At 48.3% G+C, this 19191-nt stretch carries 13 protein-coding genes and 2 pseudogenes; 13 read left to right on the forward strand and 2 right to left on the reverse strand.

Translation table 11 applies throughout. The features are described 5' to 3' along the window. Nucleotides 1-178: 178 nt before the first annotated feature. From ACHHV8_RS14715 to ACHHV8_RS14770, 12 genes and pseudogenes are all read left to right on the forward strand, one after another. On the forward strand, nt 179-1153 hold the full coding sequence (locus ACHHV8_RS14715; RefSeq protein WP_395159110.1) for an aldo/keto reductase: 975 nt from the start codon (nt 179-181) through the stop codon (nt 1151-1153). A 439-nt stretch (nt 1154-1592) separates the two neighbouring features. Next, a complete protein-coding gene (locus tag ACHHV8_RS14720; RefSeq protein WP_395159112.1) occupies nt 1593-2480 on the forward strand; it encodes a fructose bisphosphate aldolase in 888 nt (295 codons plus the stop codon). Between the two features lie 224 nt (nt 2481-2704). Then, complete coding sequence (locus tag ACHHV8_RS14725; RefSeq protein WP_395159114.1) at nt 2705-3949, forward strand: hypothetical protein; 1245 nt, start codon at nt 2705-2707, stop codon at nt 3947-3949. A gap of 143 nt (nt 3950-4092) precedes the next feature. Beyond that, nucleotides 4093-5556: an ATP-binding cassette domain-containing protein gene (locus ACHHV8_RS14730; RefSeq protein WP_395163510.1), complete on the forward strand. Its 1464-nt coding sequence runs from the start codon at nt 4093-4095 to the stop codon at nt 5554-5556. A 12-nt stretch (nt 5557-5568) separates the two neighbouring features. Beyond that, entirely contained in the window at nt 5569-6996 is a 1428-nt protein-coding gene (locus ACHHV8_RS14735; RefSeq protein WP_395159116.1) for a sensor histidine kinase, read from the forward strand. Nucleotides 6997-7016: 20 nt separating this feature from the next. Further along, nucleotides 7017-7712, forward strand: a complete 696-nt coding sequence (locus ACHHV8_RS14740) for a response regulator transcription factor (protein WP_395159118.1) — start codon at nt 7017-7019, stop codon at nt 7710-7712. Between the two features lie 280 nt (nt 7713-7992). Continuing rightward, a pseudogene (tnpA, locus tag ACHHV8_RS14745) lies at nt 7993-8214 on the forward strand (IS200/IS605 family transposase); the annotation flags it as partial. 442 nt (nt 8215-8656) lie between these two features. Next, a complete protein-coding gene (locus ACHHV8_RS14750) occupies nt 8657-9223 on the forward strand; it encodes a histidine phosphatase family protein (protein WP_395159120.1) in 567 nt (188 codons plus the stop codon). 117 nt (nt 9224-9340) lie between these two features. Then, a complete protein-coding gene (locus ACHHV8_RS14755; RefSeq protein WP_395159122.1) occupies nt 9341-9982 on the forward strand; it encodes an HAD family hydrolase in 642 nt (213 codons plus the stop codon). A gap of 148 nt (nt 9983-10130) precedes the next feature. Continuing rightward, on the forward strand, nt 10131-10640 hold the full coding sequence (locus tag ACHHV8_RS14760; protein WP_395159124.1) for a P-loop nucleotide/nucleoside kinase family protein: 510 nt from the start codon (nt 10131-10133) through the stop codon (nt 10638-10640). A gap of 422 nt (nt 10641-11062) precedes the next feature. After that, nucleotides 11063-11488: an NUDIX hydrolase gene (locus tag ACHHV8_RS14765; RefSeq protein WP_395159126.1), complete on the forward strand. Its 426-nt coding sequence runs from the start codon at nt 11063-11065 to the stop codon at nt 11486-11488. A 1238-nt stretch (nt 11489-12726) separates the two neighbouring features. Beyond that, on the forward strand, nt 12727-16764 hold the full coding sequence (locus ACHHV8_RS14770) for an S-layer homology domain-containing protein (protein ID WP_395159128.1): 4038 nt from the start codon (nt 12727-12729) through the stop codon (nt 16762-16764). 180 nt (nt 16765-16944) lie between these two features. Here the strand turns inward: ACHHV8_RS14770 and ACHHV8_RS14775 are convergent, their stop codons facing one another. Continuing rightward, nucleotides 16945-17532, reverse strand: coding sequence for a TetR/AcrR family transcriptional regulator (locus ACHHV8_RS14775; RefSeq protein WP_395163511.1), 588 nt, complete (start codon nt 17530-17532; stop codon nt 16945-16947). 33 nt (nt 17533-17565) lie between these two features. Continuing rightward, nucleotides 17566-18462, reverse strand: a pseudogene (locus ACHHV8_RS14780) (SDR family oxidoreductase); the annotation flags it as partial. Nucleotides 18463-18697: 235 nt separating this feature from the next. Between ACHHV8_RS14780 and ACHHV8_RS14785 the strand changes: the two are divergent. Then, complete coding sequence (locus tag ACHHV8_RS14785; RefSeq protein ID WP_395159130.1) at nt 18698-19159, forward strand: MarR family winged helix-turn-helix transcriptional regulator; 462 nt, start codon at nt 18698-18700, stop codon at nt 19157-19159. The last annotated feature ends 32 nt before the right edge of the window (nt 19160-19191 follow it).

Here is a 19191-nt window from a genome sequence, read left to right on the forward strand (position 1 = left end):
CCCTTCATAGATAATCGGCAATTATTGATGATTTGTTGATTAATCAACATATCGTAAGGAATTGATTATTGCATGCGATTGGATTCTATTTAAAATTATAAACGTGAGTTGATTAATTAATCAATGTTCATTTTGTTCAGGATGATCTTTATTAAAGCCAATAAGGAGGAACAACGAAATGGACTTTACGAAACTCGGGAGTACCGGCTTGGATGTATCACGGATTTGTCTTGGTTGTATGGGGTTCGGCGACGCAGAGAAGGGACATCATCGATGGGTGCTTGACGAGGAGCGCGCTCGTCCTATCATAAAAAAGGCCTTGGAGCTTGGAATTAATTTTTTCGATACAGCCAATGTCTATGCGGAGGGAACAAGCGAGGAGATCGTTGGAAACGTACTAAGGGATTATGCAAACCGAGATGAGATTGTTATCGCGACTAAGGTACATGGACGAATGCATCAAGGACCCAATGGCGCCGGCCTTTCCCGCAAAGCGATTATGAGCGAAATCGATAAGAGCCTTAAGAGATTGAAAACCGACTATGTCGATTTGTATCAAATTCATCGTTGGGATTATAACACGCCCATCGAAGAGACAATGGAAGCACTTCACGACGTAGTCAAAGCTGGTAAGACACGTTACATCGGCGCCTCTGCCATGTGGGCATGGCAGTTCCAAAAGGCGCTGCATGCAGCTGAGAAAAATGGCTGGACTCGATTTGTATCCATGCAGGATCATTTAAACCTTATTTACCGCGAAGAAGAGCGGGAGATGCTGCCCCTTTGCAAAGAAGAAAAAATCGCGGTTATTCCTTATAGCCCGCTCGCAGGTGGAAGATTGGCGCGGGAGGCAAGCACACATCGTGCCGAAACCGATCAAATTGCAAGACAAAAATATGATGCAACAGCAGATGCGGACCAGCTGGTCGTTGGCCGGGTGGCGGATCTTGCGGAAAAACATGGTGTTCGCCGTGTTCACATCGCACTTGCGTGGCTTCTGCACAAAGAACCGGTAACTGCCCCCATTGTCGGAGCTACGAAGATTTCGCATCTCGAAGATGCGGAAGCTGCCATCTCTATTAAATTAACATCTGAAGAGATTGCGTTTTTGGAGGAACCCTATGTACCGCACCGAGTCGTTGGGCATTTTTGATTTCTGCTGCCTTTCGGCCTTCTGCTTTGGCGATTTCTCTACCCGCGGCGGTCTTGATTTGAAAATTACACGGCAAATCCGGATCACATGAGAATCAATGCAGAGCTTGATTTTGTTATCAGCGATGCAGATATGGAAACTTTGAAAAATGTGGAGCATATCCAGAATTATGGTGAGCATAGCTTCTTCCCGGTATTTGGCGGAAAATTGAGGTAGGACAGGTAGAGCCAAGCAAAGAACGACGGCCTGAGCTTCCGGCTTCATTTTACTAGATTAAAAGGCTGCTGCTTCTCCTCCGACTGACACAGCTGCATCCGCAACCGTATGGGTCGTGTTCCTATTTGTACAAGCGGACAGTATGGCAGTACACACTTTTTTATTGTAGACCGATTTGATGTACAATGAAAGAGAGAACGCATTCAAAGGAGGAATTCCGTGCATGAACAAGAAGCAGATGGAAAGAATTCGTACTGGTCAAGGATTCATTGCCGCACTGGACCAAAGCGGTGGGAGTACGCCGAAGGCACTGCAGCAGTACGGCATCGAGCCGAGCCGCTATTCTGGCGACGAGGAAATGTTTGCGCTGGTGCATGAAATGAGGACACGCATCATCAAGAGTCCTGCGTTTGATGCGGAATACATCCTGGGTGCCATTCTGTTCGAGAACACAATGGACCGGAAGATCGATGGGCTGTTTACGGCTGACTATTTGTGGGAGAAGAAGGGGATCGTGCCTTTTTTGAAGGTTGACAAGGGGCTGGCAGAGTCAGAAGAGGGTGTGCAGGTACTCAAGCCGATTCCCGATCTGGACGGATTGCTCCGGCGGGCGGTCGAGCGCAACGTCTTCGGAACGAAGATGCGTTCGGTCATTCATGAGGCGAATCCGCAAGGGATTCGTAAGGTAGTAGAGCAGCAGTTCGAGCTTGGCAAGCAAATTTGGTCCGCTGGACTTGTCCCCATCATCGAGCCTGAAGTCGATATCAACAGCGTGGACAAGCGCGAATCGGAGCGGATTTTGAAGGACGAGATCTTCAAGCAGCTGTCAGCTCTTGCACCCGATGTCACGGTTATGCTGAAGCTGTCGATCCCAACCGAGGACGATTTCTATCGTGATCTGATGGATGAGCTGCATGTCGCTCGGGTCGTCGCACTGTCCGGGGGATACGACCGGGAAGAAGCCAACGAGCGGCTGGCCCGCAATCACCGCTTGATTGCCAGTTTCTCCAGAGCCTTGGCGGAAGGCTTATCCGATCAACAGTCGGATGAACAGTTCAACGAGATGCTGACCCGTTCCATTCGGTCCATATACGAGGCGTCGATCTCCTAACGGAGGCGATAGCGGAGCCCGTGCTTGCGAGTGCGGGCTTTTTTGTGCTTCCAGGTGTATCATTTTGCGACAGCTTCATTCGCAATTTCGCAATCCTGCTGTCCTTGACCGGCAGGAGTTTATACTTTGTTAATAAACGATTTAGAGGGATTCAATAAGCTTGGTTTAGAATAAGTAGTAAGGAAACGTTTCCCTCTAATTCTTACTAATAAAGGAGAACCGAAATGAAAATAAGTAAAAAAGGATTAACCGTGCTGTCATTTACAGTCGGCGCTTGCTTGTTCGTCTCGACGGCATTCGCTGATTCGCTGCTAGGATCCGGATACGACTCGTTGAAGAGTTCCGCGAAATCGACGGCTGCGATGATGGAAAAGGGCTTAGGCAGCTACACAGTTGAGATGCTGTATTCACTCAAAGATAACGATAAAATTGTTATCCAGTCCTCCGAGTCTAAAAAGTTTGATACGGTCAATAACATGTCTGAAAGCAATACCGTGACAACAGGGGCTGATGGTAAAACAACGAACAACTATTCGTATGAAGATGCGAAAATTTCCGCCTATAAAAACAGTGCAGAGAATAAATTCTACGTTAAGGAATATCCGACGGATCTGAAACGACGTGCGCCGGGCGAGTTTAACAATCCATTTAATGAAAATGGCGCACCAGAGATCGAGAAGATTGTAGACGCCGTGGTCGGTAACCTGAAGGATTACGTACAGGTCGAAGAAGGAGCAAACGGCAGTAAAGTGTATGCCGGCAGCTTGACCGAATCGCAGGTACCGGCGCTTGCGAACGCAGTAGCTTCATTCGGCTTTAAGCAATCACTGAGCCATGAATCGGAACTGCCGGCGATCAGCAACGATATCTTCGTGAAGAAGGTTGTAGGTTCAGCGGTTGAGAATAAAGAAGGATATCTGGAGAATGTTACTGGCAATATCACGCTGTGGGGGAAAGATAAAAATGGCGTTCAGCACGATCTTACACTGAATGTGGTATTGAAGCTGTCCGACGTAGGCACGACGAAGGTTGTGAAGCCAGACCTCACAGGCTCAGACGTAGAGAAAGTGAGCTACTCCAATGGGCTTAGCAGCAAATACGTAGGGACCTATAAGAACAACATAGTAATGGACAAAGACGGCAAGTTCGTGAAAATCGGTGAAAGAACGCTGGAAATTACTAGCGTCGATGGGGACAAAGCGACAGGTAAATATACAGAAACCGTCTTCCCAGGCTTCGAAAGCTACTATCCGGAGAAAGATACGTTCAATTTCGAATACAGTCTGTCGTCATCGAATCAGATGTTCACGTACACGAATGCCAAGGGCGAGCAGAAGAACGGAATGATTCAGCCGAACGGTTCCGGCAAAGTGTATGTTGATATCAACATGGAAGTTACCAAAGACGATACTCGCAGATCTACAATCAAGCCATTTTATGATAGCGAGTTTGATCGCGTATTTGAATAAAGCGAAGACTTCAGGAGGCTGCGATCCGCGGCTTCCTGAGCATTTTTTGACATGATAGAATCGGATTCCCCGCAAAGTACCTGAGTCCGCTTCGAAGCATAAGCCCCACTTTGTGGGGTTATTTTAGGGAGGAGTTGAAGAAAGTGTCCGTCAAGGCGATTGAAATTAGCGGGTTGACCAAGTCGTTTAAGAACGGCAGGGGGATCAGCGAATTGAACCTGGAAATCGAACAAGGGGATGTCTTCGGATTCCTTGGCCCGAACGGGGCGGGAAAGACAACCGCCATGAAAATGATTACCGGGCTGATGAAGCCGGACCGCGGCTGCGTGAAAATTTTTGGCGCCAGCGTGACCGAGGATTATGTGAATGCCATGAAGCATGTAGGCTGCTTGATTGAAACTGCGGAGTCGTATCCGTATTTAACGGCGAATGAAAATTTAAAGCTGTTTGCACGATTTTATCCGGATGTGGATCAGCGCCGCATTGATGAATGCCTGGAGATTACGGGGATGCTGAAATACAAGAATGAAAAGTCACAAAAGTTCTCTCTGGGGATGAAACAGCGGATGGGGATTGCCGCCGCTATTCTTTCAAGGCCGAAGTTGCTCATTCTGGACGAGCCTCTGAACGGGCTGGACGTGGAAGGCATGCTGGAGATGCGGAAGCTCATTAAGCAGCTTTCTCAGGAAGGCACCACCTTTTTCATCTCCAGCCACTTGATTCATGATGTAGAGTTAACTTGCACAAGAATCGGAATTCTCTACGGAGGCCGTCTGGTCAATGTGGAATATACCGAGAATATTCTTTCTTATTATTCATCCTTGGAAAATTATTTTGTAAGCGAGGTGAGCCAAATGGCCGGATTTAAAGCCGCATTCCTCAATGAAGCGGTGAAGCTGATGAAGAAGAAGAAGCTGCTGGCAGCCGTAATTTTGTCCACACTAGCCGTGATGATTGGACAGCTTGCCGTCACAACGATCAAGCACGGGCTGGGACTGCGGGTCGTGGGCAGCGTTGAGTTTCCGATTGTCGTGCTGCAATTTTTCTCGTATACGATTTTGCCGCTATTTGCGACCTTCGTAGCGATAGATATGTTCAACGGGGAGACTTCTTCGAATACGATGAAAATTACCCTTCTCAGACCGGTATCGAGATTCGGCGTGTTCAGCGCAAAAGTATTGAATTTGGCTTTATTTATTGCCGGTATTCTGCTGTTCGTGATGATTATTTCGATGCTGGCGGGCCTCATCTTTAATCCGTCTACCGCTAGCTTCAAGAGCGTATTCACGGTCATCGCGTCGTATGCATTAACCTTCTTCCCCGTATTCGTTTTTGCACTGATTGTCATACTCTTGGCGAATGTGATTCAAGGCGGACTAGCTGTCTTTTTCCTATCGATTCTGGTGTTTATTGCGTTTAATTTCTTGGGTATAGCGTTCTCGGCCTACTCCAGCTTTTTTGTGACCTCCATGTTCGACTGGTACTTCTTGTGGATTTCAGAGTCGATCAATGTCTTCAAAATTTTGCGCCAAGTGTTGATTCTGGCAGGTTGTGGTATGATGTTATTTACGACTGGTTTTTATTTATTTGACAGGAAAGATATGTAGAGAGGGACTTGCATGGACTTCACCAAACGTTTTTTTACGATTAACGCGTTGGCGATGCTGGCATCCATTGGCCTCACGCTGCTGGCAATTGTGATTTTTATCGCGACCTATACGAAGGTATTCGGATACGAGGTGCAGTCGAAGGGATTGCAGTGCGCCATCGAGGTTCGCGCGGCGATAGGCGAGCTGCAGCGGCAAGCGCAGATGGCAGGGTTCGACCAGCTGCTCGATAAGCAATACCAAAACGAGCTGACGAGGCGTGTGAACGTTCTGGGGGCCAGTGCCGTCTTATTAAAGAACAGGGAAGTCTTATATGCTACAAAAAGCTTCAGTAAATTTGATATTGAGAAAAGCTTAATTCTATCTGGGGAAGAAACGAATCCGGATACGATTGAGCTGGATGGCGATAATTATCAATTTGCCCGCGTAGATTATAAACTGCAATCCGGCGATAGGGGCATTTTGCTGCTCCTGGCTCCGATTCAGGTGAACACGGATTTCTACTGGCTGCTAGGCGGATTTACACTGGGCTTCTTCACGCTCGTCTTTCTCTTAATGAACTTATGGGTGTCATACCGGTTCTCACGCGGCATCGTTACGCCGATCTCACGGCTCAAGGCTGCGGCGCATGCCATTAGTGAAGGAGATTTAAGCCGAGGCATTGCGGAGGAGGGCGAAGGCGAGATTCGCGAGCTGTGCAGAACGCTGGAGCTCATGCGGATAAAGCTCAAGGAATCCGTCTATTTGCAGGAGAAATACGACGACAACCGAAAGTTCCTGGTGTCCAGCATTTCACATGATCTGAAAACGCCTGTGACATCCATTAAAGGATATATTGAAGGCATCATCGACGGTGTTGCCAAAACGCCGGAAAAGCTGGAGGAGTACTTGGAAACCGCCAGGTCCAAGGCAATTCTGGTGAACGCGATGATCGATGATCTTCTGCTGTACTCGAAGCTGGATCTGAACCAGCTGCCCTATCATTTTGAGAAGAGCGATGTGCTGGCTTATTTCGAGGATTGTGTAGCGGATTATAAATATGAATTCGAGAAGGCGGACATCGCCATCGAGCTAATCAACGGATTGAAGGAATCGGTACAGGTCTTGATCGATCGGGAGCGGTTGAAGCGAGTCGTTCAGAACATCCTGGACAATGCGATGACTTATGTAGAGAAGGGGCGAGGGCAGATTACGATTATGCTGCGAGAGACGCCGACCTCAGCCATTATAGAGATTAGAGATAATGGTAAAGGGATACCGGAGGCGAATTTGCCTCACATTTTTGAACGATTTTATCAGGCGAGCCTGTCCCGAAAGAGCGGCAGCGGACTTGGCCTGGCTATCGCCAAGCAAATTATTGAAGGGCACGAAGGAAAGATTTGGGCTACGAGCCAAGTGGGCGAAGGGACCCGATTCATGATATCGCTCAAGAAGTTCTAGCGTGTAGGGGGAGTTAGACAATGAAAAAGATTCTGATCGTGGAAGACGATCAAAGCATCGCCAATCTGCAGAGGGACTATCTCGAGCTAAGCGGCTATACAGTGAAAATCGTAAATAGTGGAACAGCTGCCCTCCAAGCGCTCCAGCAGGAGGAGTTTGACCTGATTCTTCTGGATATTATGCTGCCGGACATCGACGGCTTCGAGGTGCTGCGAAACGTCCGGGAGCGGGACGATATACCGGTGTTGCTCGTTTCCGCCAGGGCGGAGGAAATTTATAAAATTAACGGACTGGGCCTCGGCGCGGACGATTATATCACAAAGCCGTTCAGTTCAGGCGAATTGGTGGCTCGAGTCAGCGCGCATCTGAAAAAGTTCGAACGGATGAAAGAGCGGTTCGGCAAAGGCGCGGAGGGCACCAAGCTGCAAGTGCGCGGCTTGGAAGTGCATAAGGATGCCCGCCGTGTGTTCGTGAACGGCAATGAAGTGATGCTTGCGCAGAAGGAGTTCGACCTGCTGCTGTTCCTCCTGCAGAATGCGAACCGGGTATTCGGGAAAGAGGAGCTGTTCGAACGTATATGGGGCCTGGACAGCCTGGGCGATGCGTCGACAGTAACGGTTCACATCGCTCGCATCCGGGAGAAAATTGAGGAGACTCCGTCTAAGCCGCAGTATATCGGTACGGTATGGGGCTCCGGATATAGGTTTATCATATAATCGTGTGATACTCCGGTAGGGTATCCTCCTCCAGCCTCTGTCGAAACCCGTGAATTGGATTAGATTTAAAGGTAATTTCACGAATTCCAAAGGCGGGTTTCTCGACAGCCTGGCAGCCGGAGACGGCTGTTTTTTATTATAGGCTTTAGCCGGTTGAGTGCGTGAAACGCACGAAACAAAAAACCACCTGCTATGCGGGTGGAGGGATTGAGGGTTTGACCACTAAGACCATTCCGATAAAATTGAGATGTTCAGGCTCAAATGAAAGGAATGGTCTTAGATGGCAAATAAGAATTACAGTCTAGCGCACACAAAGTGGATGTGCAAGTACCACATTGTGTTCACCCCGAAGTATAGACGTAAAGAGATCTACAATCAAGTGAGAAAAGATTTAATCGAAATATTCAAACGTCTATGTAAGTACAAGGGAATCGAAATTCTGGAAGGTCATATGATGCCAGATCATGTACACATGCTGGTAGCGATTCCACCAAAGATAGCCGCCGGCATGAAGGAAAAGAACGAAGAGCTTCATGATCCGATCGGAGTCGAGCTGCTCTTATACGGAACGATTCGAGGCGAAGCAATCGTGGCCTTCAACGGACTGCAGAGTCTGAAGGGCCGGTATGACGTGCAGATCCAGGAGGTGACGCCGGATACGGAGCGAAGCGATATCACGACCGCCAAGGTCGGCGTTGTTTTTCTTGGAGGGAAGGAAGCAGTATGCGGAACGCAAGACTAAGCGTGAAAAAAGGATAATGCAATAATACCCGTTTCTCCCAATGTATGGTATAGTTCCGTTAACGGTATCTTATGCACCGGCCACCTATGTGCCGCCGGTGCATCAGTTCGGCAGCACATAGGCGGCCGGGCTGTTTGACTTAGCGCAAGCTTAATCAGACTGGCCGCACCATCCACCGCAAGAGCATTTCAAGGAGGCCTGTATGAAGACAATTATCTATATGGTTAGGCATGGAGAATCACCATACACTGAAGGAAATGAAAGAACAAGAGGGCTTACCCCAAAAGGAAAGGCCGATATTGAAAAAGTAACGAAGTTACTCATAGATGAAGGAATAGACATGATTATATCAAGTCCTTATACTCGGGCAATTCTTAGTGTTGAGGGATTGGCCGAGCACTTAAACTTAGATATTAAAGTTTTGGAAGATCTTAGGGAGCGTCATTTTGCAGCCGATATTATTGAAAATGCAGAGTTAATGTCTAGTATCAGAGAAAATTTTAATGACCCTGATTATACTTTGCCGGGTGGAGAGTCTAATGCAGATTGTCAGAAAAGAGCCATCGCAGTTCTAAAACCCATACTAAAAGAGCATAAGGGGAAGAAGATAGCAGTCGGAACTCATGGTCTTGTAATGACTTTGATGATGAAGTATTTTGATCCAGCTTATGGCTTAGAATTTTTGAATCAATTAAAGAAACCGGATATCTATAAAATGTTATTTGAGGAGTTAGAATTAAAAGAGGTAACAAGATTGTGGAATAAATAAATTTTATAAGGAAGCACTCGGCTACGAAACTAGATGTGTTATTAGATAATGCAGATGTTGATTTTAATGTTGTTAGTACACGCATGGTTGCTGCAGCTGACAAAGGAGAACGGAACAATGAAAAAGTACATACTTTTCGATCATGATGGCGTTCTGGTTGATACTGAATTCTGGTATTACAAAGCGGGAGAACGGGCTCTGGCTGACATTGGATTCACCTTGGATAAAAATCAATACCTCCGCGACATGACCCAGTCATTGGGCACTTGGTCCCAAGCTAGGGCGGCGGGTATTGATGAACAGACCATCAGCAAGCAGCGTGAAGTCCGCAACGTTTATTATCAGGAATATCTAAGAACTGAAGCCATAGAGATTGAAGGCGTAGTTGAAACGCTAGCCGAACTGTCAAAGTACGTCCGCATGGCAATCGTGACGACTGCAAAACGTGCGGATTTTCAACTTATTCATGAAAAGCGCCAGATCAGACAATTCATGGAATTCGTCCTTGTTCGCGAAGATTACGAGCGCACCAAGCCGCACCCGGAACCATACTTGACCGGCCTAAAGCGCTTCGGAGCTACTAAAGAAGAGACCCTGGTTGTTGAGGATTCAAACAGAGGGTTGATCTCGGCCCTAGCGGCCGGTATCGACTGTGCTATTGTCCATAACGACTTCACCAAAACACATGATTTCTCACAGGCCAGCTATCGAGTCAAAACTCTGATTGAACTAAAGGGCATCATCCTGAATGTAATCTGAGAGAGGCATTTTAACTTGATAAGTTGAATTAGAGAAATTTATAAATGAATGAACCCAACTTTAATGTAATAACAAACAAAGCGTCTTCCAACATTTCCCTGATAATTATCGAATTGTGAGGATAGCAATACTGAAATGGAGGAATCAAATGGCAATCTATATTATCTCTGGTTCACTTGGTGTGGGGAAATCAACTGTCTCCAAGTCACTGGCTGATTCGATGAATCAATGCGCGTTGATTGAGGGTGATCACCTTCTCCATGTATACCGAGGGGAGAACGAACCGCCCTGGGAGGAACGACTCCGACTGGCTTGGCTTAATATCACTGCTGTGACTCGAAATATGCTTAGGCACGGGCTAGATGTGGTTATCGACTTCGTTGTTGAAGACGAACTGCAATGGTTCTATGACCAATTGTCTGATTTTGACGAGACGCTCCATTATGTTGTACTGTATGCGGAACCGGAGACGCTCGTCGCTCGACTCACTCAGCGGGGAGACGCACAATATATCCAACGTTCGCTTTTCCTTCGGAACAAGTTGATGGCGTCACCAATCAATAAGCCATTCCTGCTTGACACCGAGAACAAGCGGCCAGAGGAACTCGCTAAGGAAATCGGTAATGAGGCCAGATTTCGGATACATGGGTTGCTTTAAGTGAGAAAATACCTTATGACAAAGTAGTGGGCGCAATAATACTAGCGGCAATCTAGGAATGTTCTAAGTCCCTGACTGCAGCAGTGTCTTATTGCTGATCAGCTTTTCCTGAAAGTTAATTCATTTGCTTATTTGATACTCTGGTAAATGTTCAGGTAAAACCATTGAAGCCTTTCCTTATTTGAATGTGATGAACTAATGGTATCTCGAAGAAGGCGGGGTAGATCTTATAACACCGTATTCACGCTGAGGATTGGCTACGCCGACCCTTGGTCTGCTAGAGGTAATTTAGGGAAGATGAGTCAGGCAGACAACCACTGCGTACCTAACCGCGTCGCGGCCGGCAGAAGACTGCCTTAAGGTTCTCGGGTTCGTGATTATCCTAGATATTTTTAAATATATCTATTGAAGGAGAGGCTTCTATGAATCCACCAAAGCATATCGTTTCGGCAGCTGCAATTGTAATAAATGAAAAAAACGAAATGTTACTTATTAAAGGACCAAGAAGAGGTTGGGAAATGCCTGGTGGTCAAGTTGAAGTGGGAGAATCTTTAAGTCACGCAGCCATTAGAGAAACCAAAGAAGAATCAGGAATCGACATCGAAATTATTAAATTTTGTGGAATATTTCAGAACGTAGAAAATTCAATTTGTAATACATTATTTTTAGCAAAGCCTATAGGTGGGGAGTTAATACTATCATCGGAGAGTTTGGATTCTGGTTTTTTTCCAATAGAAGAAGCATTAGAAAAAGTAAAATGGAAAGATTTTAGAAAAAGAATAGAATATTGTTTAAACCCAGAAATGCAACCCTTTTGTATAGAATTTAAAGACGAGAAGAATATTTGATCGTATATCAGGAATCGCAGGCATCATCTAGCACCGTATCTACGCGTCGGGCCATACGGCCCGTGGTCTGCAAGATGCGATTTTGAGGAAGATGATTCAGCAGACAACCCCACGAGGCCCGCCGCTGCCGCAGCTTGTCGGGTGACAAGAACATGACCCATTCCCGACGACGGTTACATAACATGGTAAACCACCGAAGATTGGACGGGGGGTATTAACGGGTACGTTAGTTCAACAACAAACTTCAAAGTGAGGCTGCCGCGAAATTGATCGGCAGCCTCACTAAGTGGAAGCAGTGGGGGATAAAACTATATTAGGAAATGAAGAAAATCATGGAAGAACAAATAAATAAGTGTAAAGAAATACTTAGAGAAATACCAAGCGGAGAAGGACTCTTCCGAATGCGATAATAAACGTGTTTAGCCGGATTTACCAAGCATGGTTTCCGGCTACCGGCTATGAACACTCCGGATGGCGTGGGTTGGAAAGTATATCTCCCAGGGGACTCGACTGCGGAGGATTATCAGTGCGATGTTTGGATTTCGATTGTGAAATGGAATCCAAAACAGTAAATGCAAGAGTTGTTCACTGAATTCGACAAGGTTATGATCAATTCTAAAATCGTTACCTGGATTCATTTTTGAGATAACAGAGATACCATTTAGAGCTACGCTTCAGAGGTAATATAGCTTCAATCCCCCTGCCCCGGGAGATTGGGGCTTTTTTTATTCCAACCGTGGGCATCGATCGTTCTATTTTTGTGAGGCTACTGACATCGTAGGAGCTTCTATGTCATTCTCTTTGCATATTTCATCATCAATGGAACTGCATCTAATAAGGATGGGGCAATAAGATCAGCCCCCGCGGATGCGCCTTTGATAACATGTGGCGTTACTCCATCTGACGGAGGCAGCGCAAAGTACCCTTGGAGTTAAACGCTCACGAAGCTAATGACACTTCAAAAGCCATATAATGATTATCTATTATTCTGTTTCATATGGAAAAAGTTAACACGTGTATATTGTTTGTAACGACCTAATTTAATATATTTACTCCTGTAAGCGATTTCAATTATTGTCGCTAGGAAGGGAGATGCAAGCAGGACGAAAGTGAAACGCTCACAAAAGATGAGGAAGGAGAATTTGACAATGGTACTGCGAAGGATGAAAAAGAAAATCTTAGCCGGTATATTAAGTGCTGCCATGATAGTCGGAAGCTTGACCGGGGGAGTGATCACAGTGGCAGCAGCTGAACAGGGGGCCGATTTAAGTGTTCAGAATCAGGAGGCCTTCGTTCCGGAAGCAGGAGGCCCGCTTTTAGCGACAGCGAATGAAGACACCTCGCCGACCGCTACTGTGGCTGAATCGGTTTACGATGCGGAAACAACAAACCTGCGGCTGGCTTTCCCCAGTTACGCCTCGTTAGATCCGAATAGCGCGGAAGCCATTACCTTTGACGGCGCTACGGTAAGCTGGAACGGCAAAACCTGGACGCTGGGCACCAACACCATCTTTTTGGATTGGCGCTTGACGGATGCGCAGCTGGCGGCAAGCAACGGCCACGCCTTCCGCTCCCTGCAGGATGCCAAATGGGGCACGACGCTTACGATGGGAACACCTGAAACAACCGACGACATTGTCATCCCCAAGGGACTTGTAAACGGCACGGACGCCAGCCGTATGACGATTCTGACGGCCCCCGGCGTTTACTGGGTTGATAACCCGGACGATAATAACAATCGCCCGCTGCGTGACGCGAATGACCCCGAAACTAAGGATACCGCTACAATGAGCAACGCCACGCCTATCGGTATGACGCTGACGACGAACTACCTTTATTTCTACGGATTGAGCAGCGATTACAGCAAAGTGGTCTACGCCTCCGCCCGCGGGCAGCAAGCGGGTGCAAACGGAAATTTCACGATGTTTAACCTTACGGGCACAGGCGGCGTGTGGACAGACAACGTCACATTCGCCAACTACACGAACTTAGACTTGAACTTCCCGCTTAACAGGGAAGCGCAGGCGTGGACAAGCGTGAACCCTACACTTGCCGCCAATATTCTAGGCCTTAAAGACGGCGGATTCAGCCGCCCTATGCGCAGCGACACGAGGACGCAGGCGCAGCTGTTTATGGGGGCCAACGCTTCGGGCAGAGGCGGCATCTCTATTAACAGCGCGTTTATGAGCCTTCACAATATGCTGGCCCTCGGGCAAGCCGTAATGATTAATTGTTATGTCGTCGCGGGCGGCCATTCGGGTAACCCTTCTATTTATATGAACAGCGAACTGCACTTTTATATGACCAACTTCAACAGCGGCACCCAATTCTATAACAGCGATATCTATGTGGATCCGTTTGAGGTGAGCGTCAACGGCCTGGCCGCGGCGGATACATACATATCCGGGCTTAGCGACGCAACTGACGTGAACAACGCGGTTATGGTCGATACGCGGATACATCGCGGCAATAGGCTGCTTAATGGAACATCCGCGAACCCTGCGCCGCAAGGCGGTTTCCAAGCCCTGTTCAACTGGGCGGGCAAAGGGCCTATGAACCCTGCCAGCCGCAATTACCAATCCAATGTGACGTTTGACGGAGCGCCTTACCTTGTGCAAGAAGCAATAACCCCGGGAGTCGCAATCGATATGACAGGCGACCTGCTTAAGGCGTATAAGCTTGAATCGAACGGTAAAGCTTACTACAACGTACAAAATATCTTAGGCACGAACTACCCGGCGATTGCTTCTAAAATCGCGGAGGCCGCTTTAGACGAGAAGAACAGCAACTTAGATCAAAATATGTATAATTCACTAGCCGGCGGCACGAACTATAACACAATCGCCACGAACGCCACGCTGACCCGCAGCGGCAGCGGAAACCTGCGTAAAGGCAGCGGCGCAAACGCGACGACCACGCTCACCGCCGGAGTGCCTACGGGAAAAACCGATCCCGGCGACTGGGAATTTTCCGCGTATACCTATACCCACGAAGCGACGGGCATAAACAAGGCGACGAGCACGTTAATCACGGGCACGGATGTCATATCGCTCGAATCTACCGGCACAGACACAGCCACGGTCACGGCTAACTTAACAGGCATTACGGACGATGTGAAACTGTATGTTATAGCGAAGAGCGCTTCCCTCGGAATCGCGCGCGGCATAGCCTTGACAGTTGAAGCCGAATACCAGGAGACGCCTGTCTTGGCTGAAGGGGCAAGTCTGCTTGACCCTGTGGACGGCGTGGCCAAAGTGAATTACGCGATAACCGGCTTTACAGGCACCGGCGCGCAAGCGGGATTGCTTGATAGAACCGTTGTTGACTGGTTCCGCGTCGACGCAGCCAACCCGGCGGTTAGAACCCCTGTAGCCGTCTCGCGTGACGGCAGCGGCCCCGTGAAGGATTATGCGGTGAACGAAGGCGACATAGGATATTACTTGCAGGCCGAAATTTCGCCCAAATATAACCACAGCGCGGTCGGCGCCAAAACTATTTTGACTATGACTCGTGTAATCACGGCGGCGGACGTTAAGATCCATTATTGGACCGACACAATCAATAACGGCTTTACGGCCACAAGCGGCAAAGAAGTGATATGGTATGATCAGCCGCTTCTTGCCAATATTCCCACAGACAATCAAAATACGGCAATTCCCGGCACGATGATGGTGGTGAACGGGTGGAGGAACGACCCGAAAGGCGGCAGCAACAACACCGTCACGTGGAATTTCTCCGGTATTGAACCGAAAGGCGGCGCAAGTGGAAACGCTGGGCCCGCTGCAGCTACCTCTCGTTTGTTCTACGTGCCGCCCAAATCTAGCGGCAAGTTCGGTGATATGATTGAGGAAGTAGGCCTTGTATCCAGCAAGAGCGGCGCCGGCTTCGGCAGCTCGCCAAGTTTCCTGGATATTTATATCAAAGCCGATACATTGAACAACCCCGAGCCCAACAGTTATATGAGGCAGAACAAAGATAATAGGGCTTATTCACCCGGCATCAAGAACGGATACGGCTTGCGGATCCAGCGCATGGACAACGCAAACGGGATTAGTAAATATGCACTGGAAGGCTCGAACACGGGCGGTGCCGGCGCCGGCTCAGCAGTGTTCCTTATGAAATTTAATAACGGCGAGGCGTATGCCGACCCGGCAAGCTCACTCGGTACTGACTTCGGCACTAAGCTGGATCAAACGATTACCGACCTGCAAACCGACGTAACTTACCCTAAAGGCCCCAGAGGCGCAATGTCCAGTGTTTATGATGGTGTTGAGGGTATGGTTGACGACGTGCGCATAACGATAAGCATGATTCAAAAACCTGATGATCCGACCAAAGGCATTTTAACGGCGATCGTCTATGCCAATGACGCCCAAGACGGCGTAACGCTTGGCGGCGAGGCTTATGGCTATATGAGTCACCTAAAGCTGGAAGCGGAAGTTGATTGGAACGATTTCGGCGGCTTCGGCACCACATACGCCAGCAGCACCAACGCACCTAACTCGCTTAACACCGCTAATATCAACTCCGCCATGTATACATCTTGGAGGGCAGAGGCAGTTAAGGTAGTTGACGTGACCAACAGAAGGCCGCATCGAAGCAGTGGGGGGAGCACGACAACACCTGCGACGCCTACAGTTCCAACGCCACCGATAGAACCGACGCCAACAGAAACAGAACCATCGAAGCCTTCGGCGAACCCTGGCACACAGCCGTCTTCCGAAGGTAAAAATTTCACCGACGTGGCCATAAATGATTCATGGGCACAAGAAGCGATTGAGTTTCTGGCTTCAAAGGGGATCATTCAAGGCACATCGGACACCACCTTTGATCCGGGTAAAAACATAACAAGAGCTGATTTTATCACCCTGTTGGTTAGAGCGCTTGATATGAAAGCTGAGTTTAGCTCCAATTTCGACGATGTGAGCAGTAGTGATTATTATTACCAGGCTCTAGGTATTGCTAAACAACTTGGTATTGCCAGCGGGGTAGGGGATAACCTCTTTAATCCTAAACAAGAAATCTCCAGACAAGATATGATGGTACTGTGTGCAAGAGCGCTTCAATTATCAGAGAAGCTCAAGCTTACAGGAAATAGCTCGGATCTTGCCAGCTATAGCGATAAAGGATCTGTGGCTTCTTACGCTGAAGAAGGTGTGGCTTCCATGGTACATGAAGGAATTATAGAAGGGAATGGAGCGGGCCTCAATCCTATCGGAAATGCTACAAGAGCGGAAACAGCGGTAATCATCTTTAGAATCCTTAAGAAATTGTAAAAAAGAAAGTTATAACTGCAGAATTAGTTAGGAATAGGTGTGTGCATGGTTATGGAGGCTGTCCCGCAAGGTTGAACGGACCTGGGGCAGCCTCTTTGTCTATTTAAAAGTCTTCTTAGAGACATGGGAGTGAGAATCGCTAGGGCGACGCGCAGACGTGCGCATCAAGTATATCGAGTTTCAAGTCAGGAGCTTGATCAATCGATCCACAACCAACTGCCAATAGCCTTCGCCCATAGGAGTCTCTTGGATCATCAGCCCGGTAACGACGGAAAAATAGAGGAAGAGCAGCTGCCGCGGATCACCCTCGCTGAATTCGCCGAGTTCCTGCCCTTTCACAAAAATAGGAACCAGCAAATCCATCGTATCCTGGGGGTGATATCGGGAAATCGCTAATTTCGCTTGCTCCGGCACGCCTTCCGCTCTTTGCGCTTGCTGAACGAGCAGGAAGTAGTGCTTGTTAGTATCGTCCAGCATATTCCGGGTCAATGCTTTGAACTGTTCAAGAGGGGTTCCGGGAAGGAAAGGGACATTCCGAATCGAGGCTTGCGCCTCATCAATGGCCTCCTGAACGAGCAGTGTAAACAGTTCTTCCTTGGACTGAAAATACCGGTAGGTGAGACCTTGGCTGATGCCGGCTTCGGCGGCAATCATGCTTATCTTCGTGCCGGCGATTCCATGGCAGGCGAACACTTTGAGAGCAGCCTTCCTAATTTGTTCTCTCCGTTCATCGTAGCTGCGATCGTCTGGGGTGTTCTTTTGCGTCATTGTAACCACTCTCCTATATGATGCTCCCGAGTTCCGGGTTTGTCTTTCGCTGACTTCCCATAGCTTTCGAGCAGCTTCTCGGCTGCGGGCCGGAGCCGCGGGAATAGCTTCCTTCATATCGACATAGTACCTGCCGCTCTTTCCGCTGATTTCGTTTGAATCCGCCAGCCAGACCAGAGTCTCGGCTCCTTTTTCCGGCGTTTGGGAAAAGCGCTTCATGACCGCCATCGTCATCCGCGCCAGCATACCGTTCTCCTGATTGAAATTGGTAGCGACAAGCCCCGGATCAAAGCAGTTCACGACAACTCCGGTACCCTCAAGGAGTCGGGCCAGCTCTGTAGTGAACAAAATGTTCGCTAACTTCGTCTCACCGTATCGGAAGTTGGCACCGCCCATCAGGGACTGCGGGCAGCTATAGCGCTTCATAGCGGTCAAATCGTCAAAAGCAATCCCTTTCTTCGCCATCTTGTGTCCGTGTGAAGAAGTAGTGATGATCCGGGCTTCGCCGCTCACCTTGATCCGCTCAAGGAGCAGCGTCGTCAGCAAGAAGGGGGCGAGATGGTTGACCGCCCAAGTTTTCTCTATGCCGTCCTTGGTCAGAATCCGCTTGACGAACATCCCACCTGCGTTATTGATCAGCACATCAATCCGGGGACATCGGGCCAAAATTTCGAAAGCGACGCGGCGAATCGACCTCTGATCGGGGAGGTCTGCCAGAAAGACGTCAACGTTCGTATTGCCTCCAGTAAGCACCCGGAGCTGTTCGGCTGTCTCGTTTGCCTTGGCCTGGCTCCGCGCCACGATTCCCAAGTCGGCTCCTCGAACCGCCAGTTCCTTGGCGGCCGCTAGCCCTATGCCGCTGGTTGCACCCGTAAGGATCACATATTTGCCTTGCACGCTCCATGCCTTATTATTCATTTTTTCCATCATTTCGCGAACACCTTCTTATCTTATGAATGAACTATTCATTCATTTATTGATTTCAACATACCTCCAAATCTAAAATATGTCAATTGTTTTTACCAATAAATCCCACTGCAAGTTCAATGCCGCTCGTGTGAGTACACGTATCTAGGTGGATTTTATAAAAAAATAGTTGCAATAGCATCCTATTCGACGTATTATACAATTAGTTGCAATAACACCCTATTGAAGGAGGGATAATGTGAGCGAGCATTCGAGACAGAATGACAAGGGTACAGCGGAATCGCACGGTCAATACATCTCTGCCATCTACCGACACATGCAGATATTGATCTCAGCCGAGTTAGCTCCATATCGAATCGGAAGCGGGCAGTATATTTTTCTGATGGCAATTGCGTTTCGGCAACCAATCACTCAGAAGGCGCTAAGTGAGGTACTGCTCATTGACAAAACGACTACCGCTAAGGCGATTGCCAAGCTGGAAGCAGAAGGTTATGTATGGAGGGAAGCAGATCCCGCCGACAACCGCTATAATCTGCTTTATTTGACGGACTCGGGACGTGAGGTCGTACCTAAGGTGCAGGAAGCGCTGGCCCGCGTTAAGAACAAAACCCGTAAAGGTATTTCGGATGAAGAGTATGACATGTTAGTAAACCTGCTGAAGATCGTGCTTCACAATCTGACCGATCAGGAGGAAACGTAAAATGAGAGGGCACGGAGGAGCGGACTTGACGG

It is taken from the genome of Paenibacillus sp. TAB_01 (assembly GCF_043945595.1).
Classification (GTDB): Bacteria; Bacillota; Bacilli; order Paenibacillales; family NBRC-103111; genus Paenibacillus_S.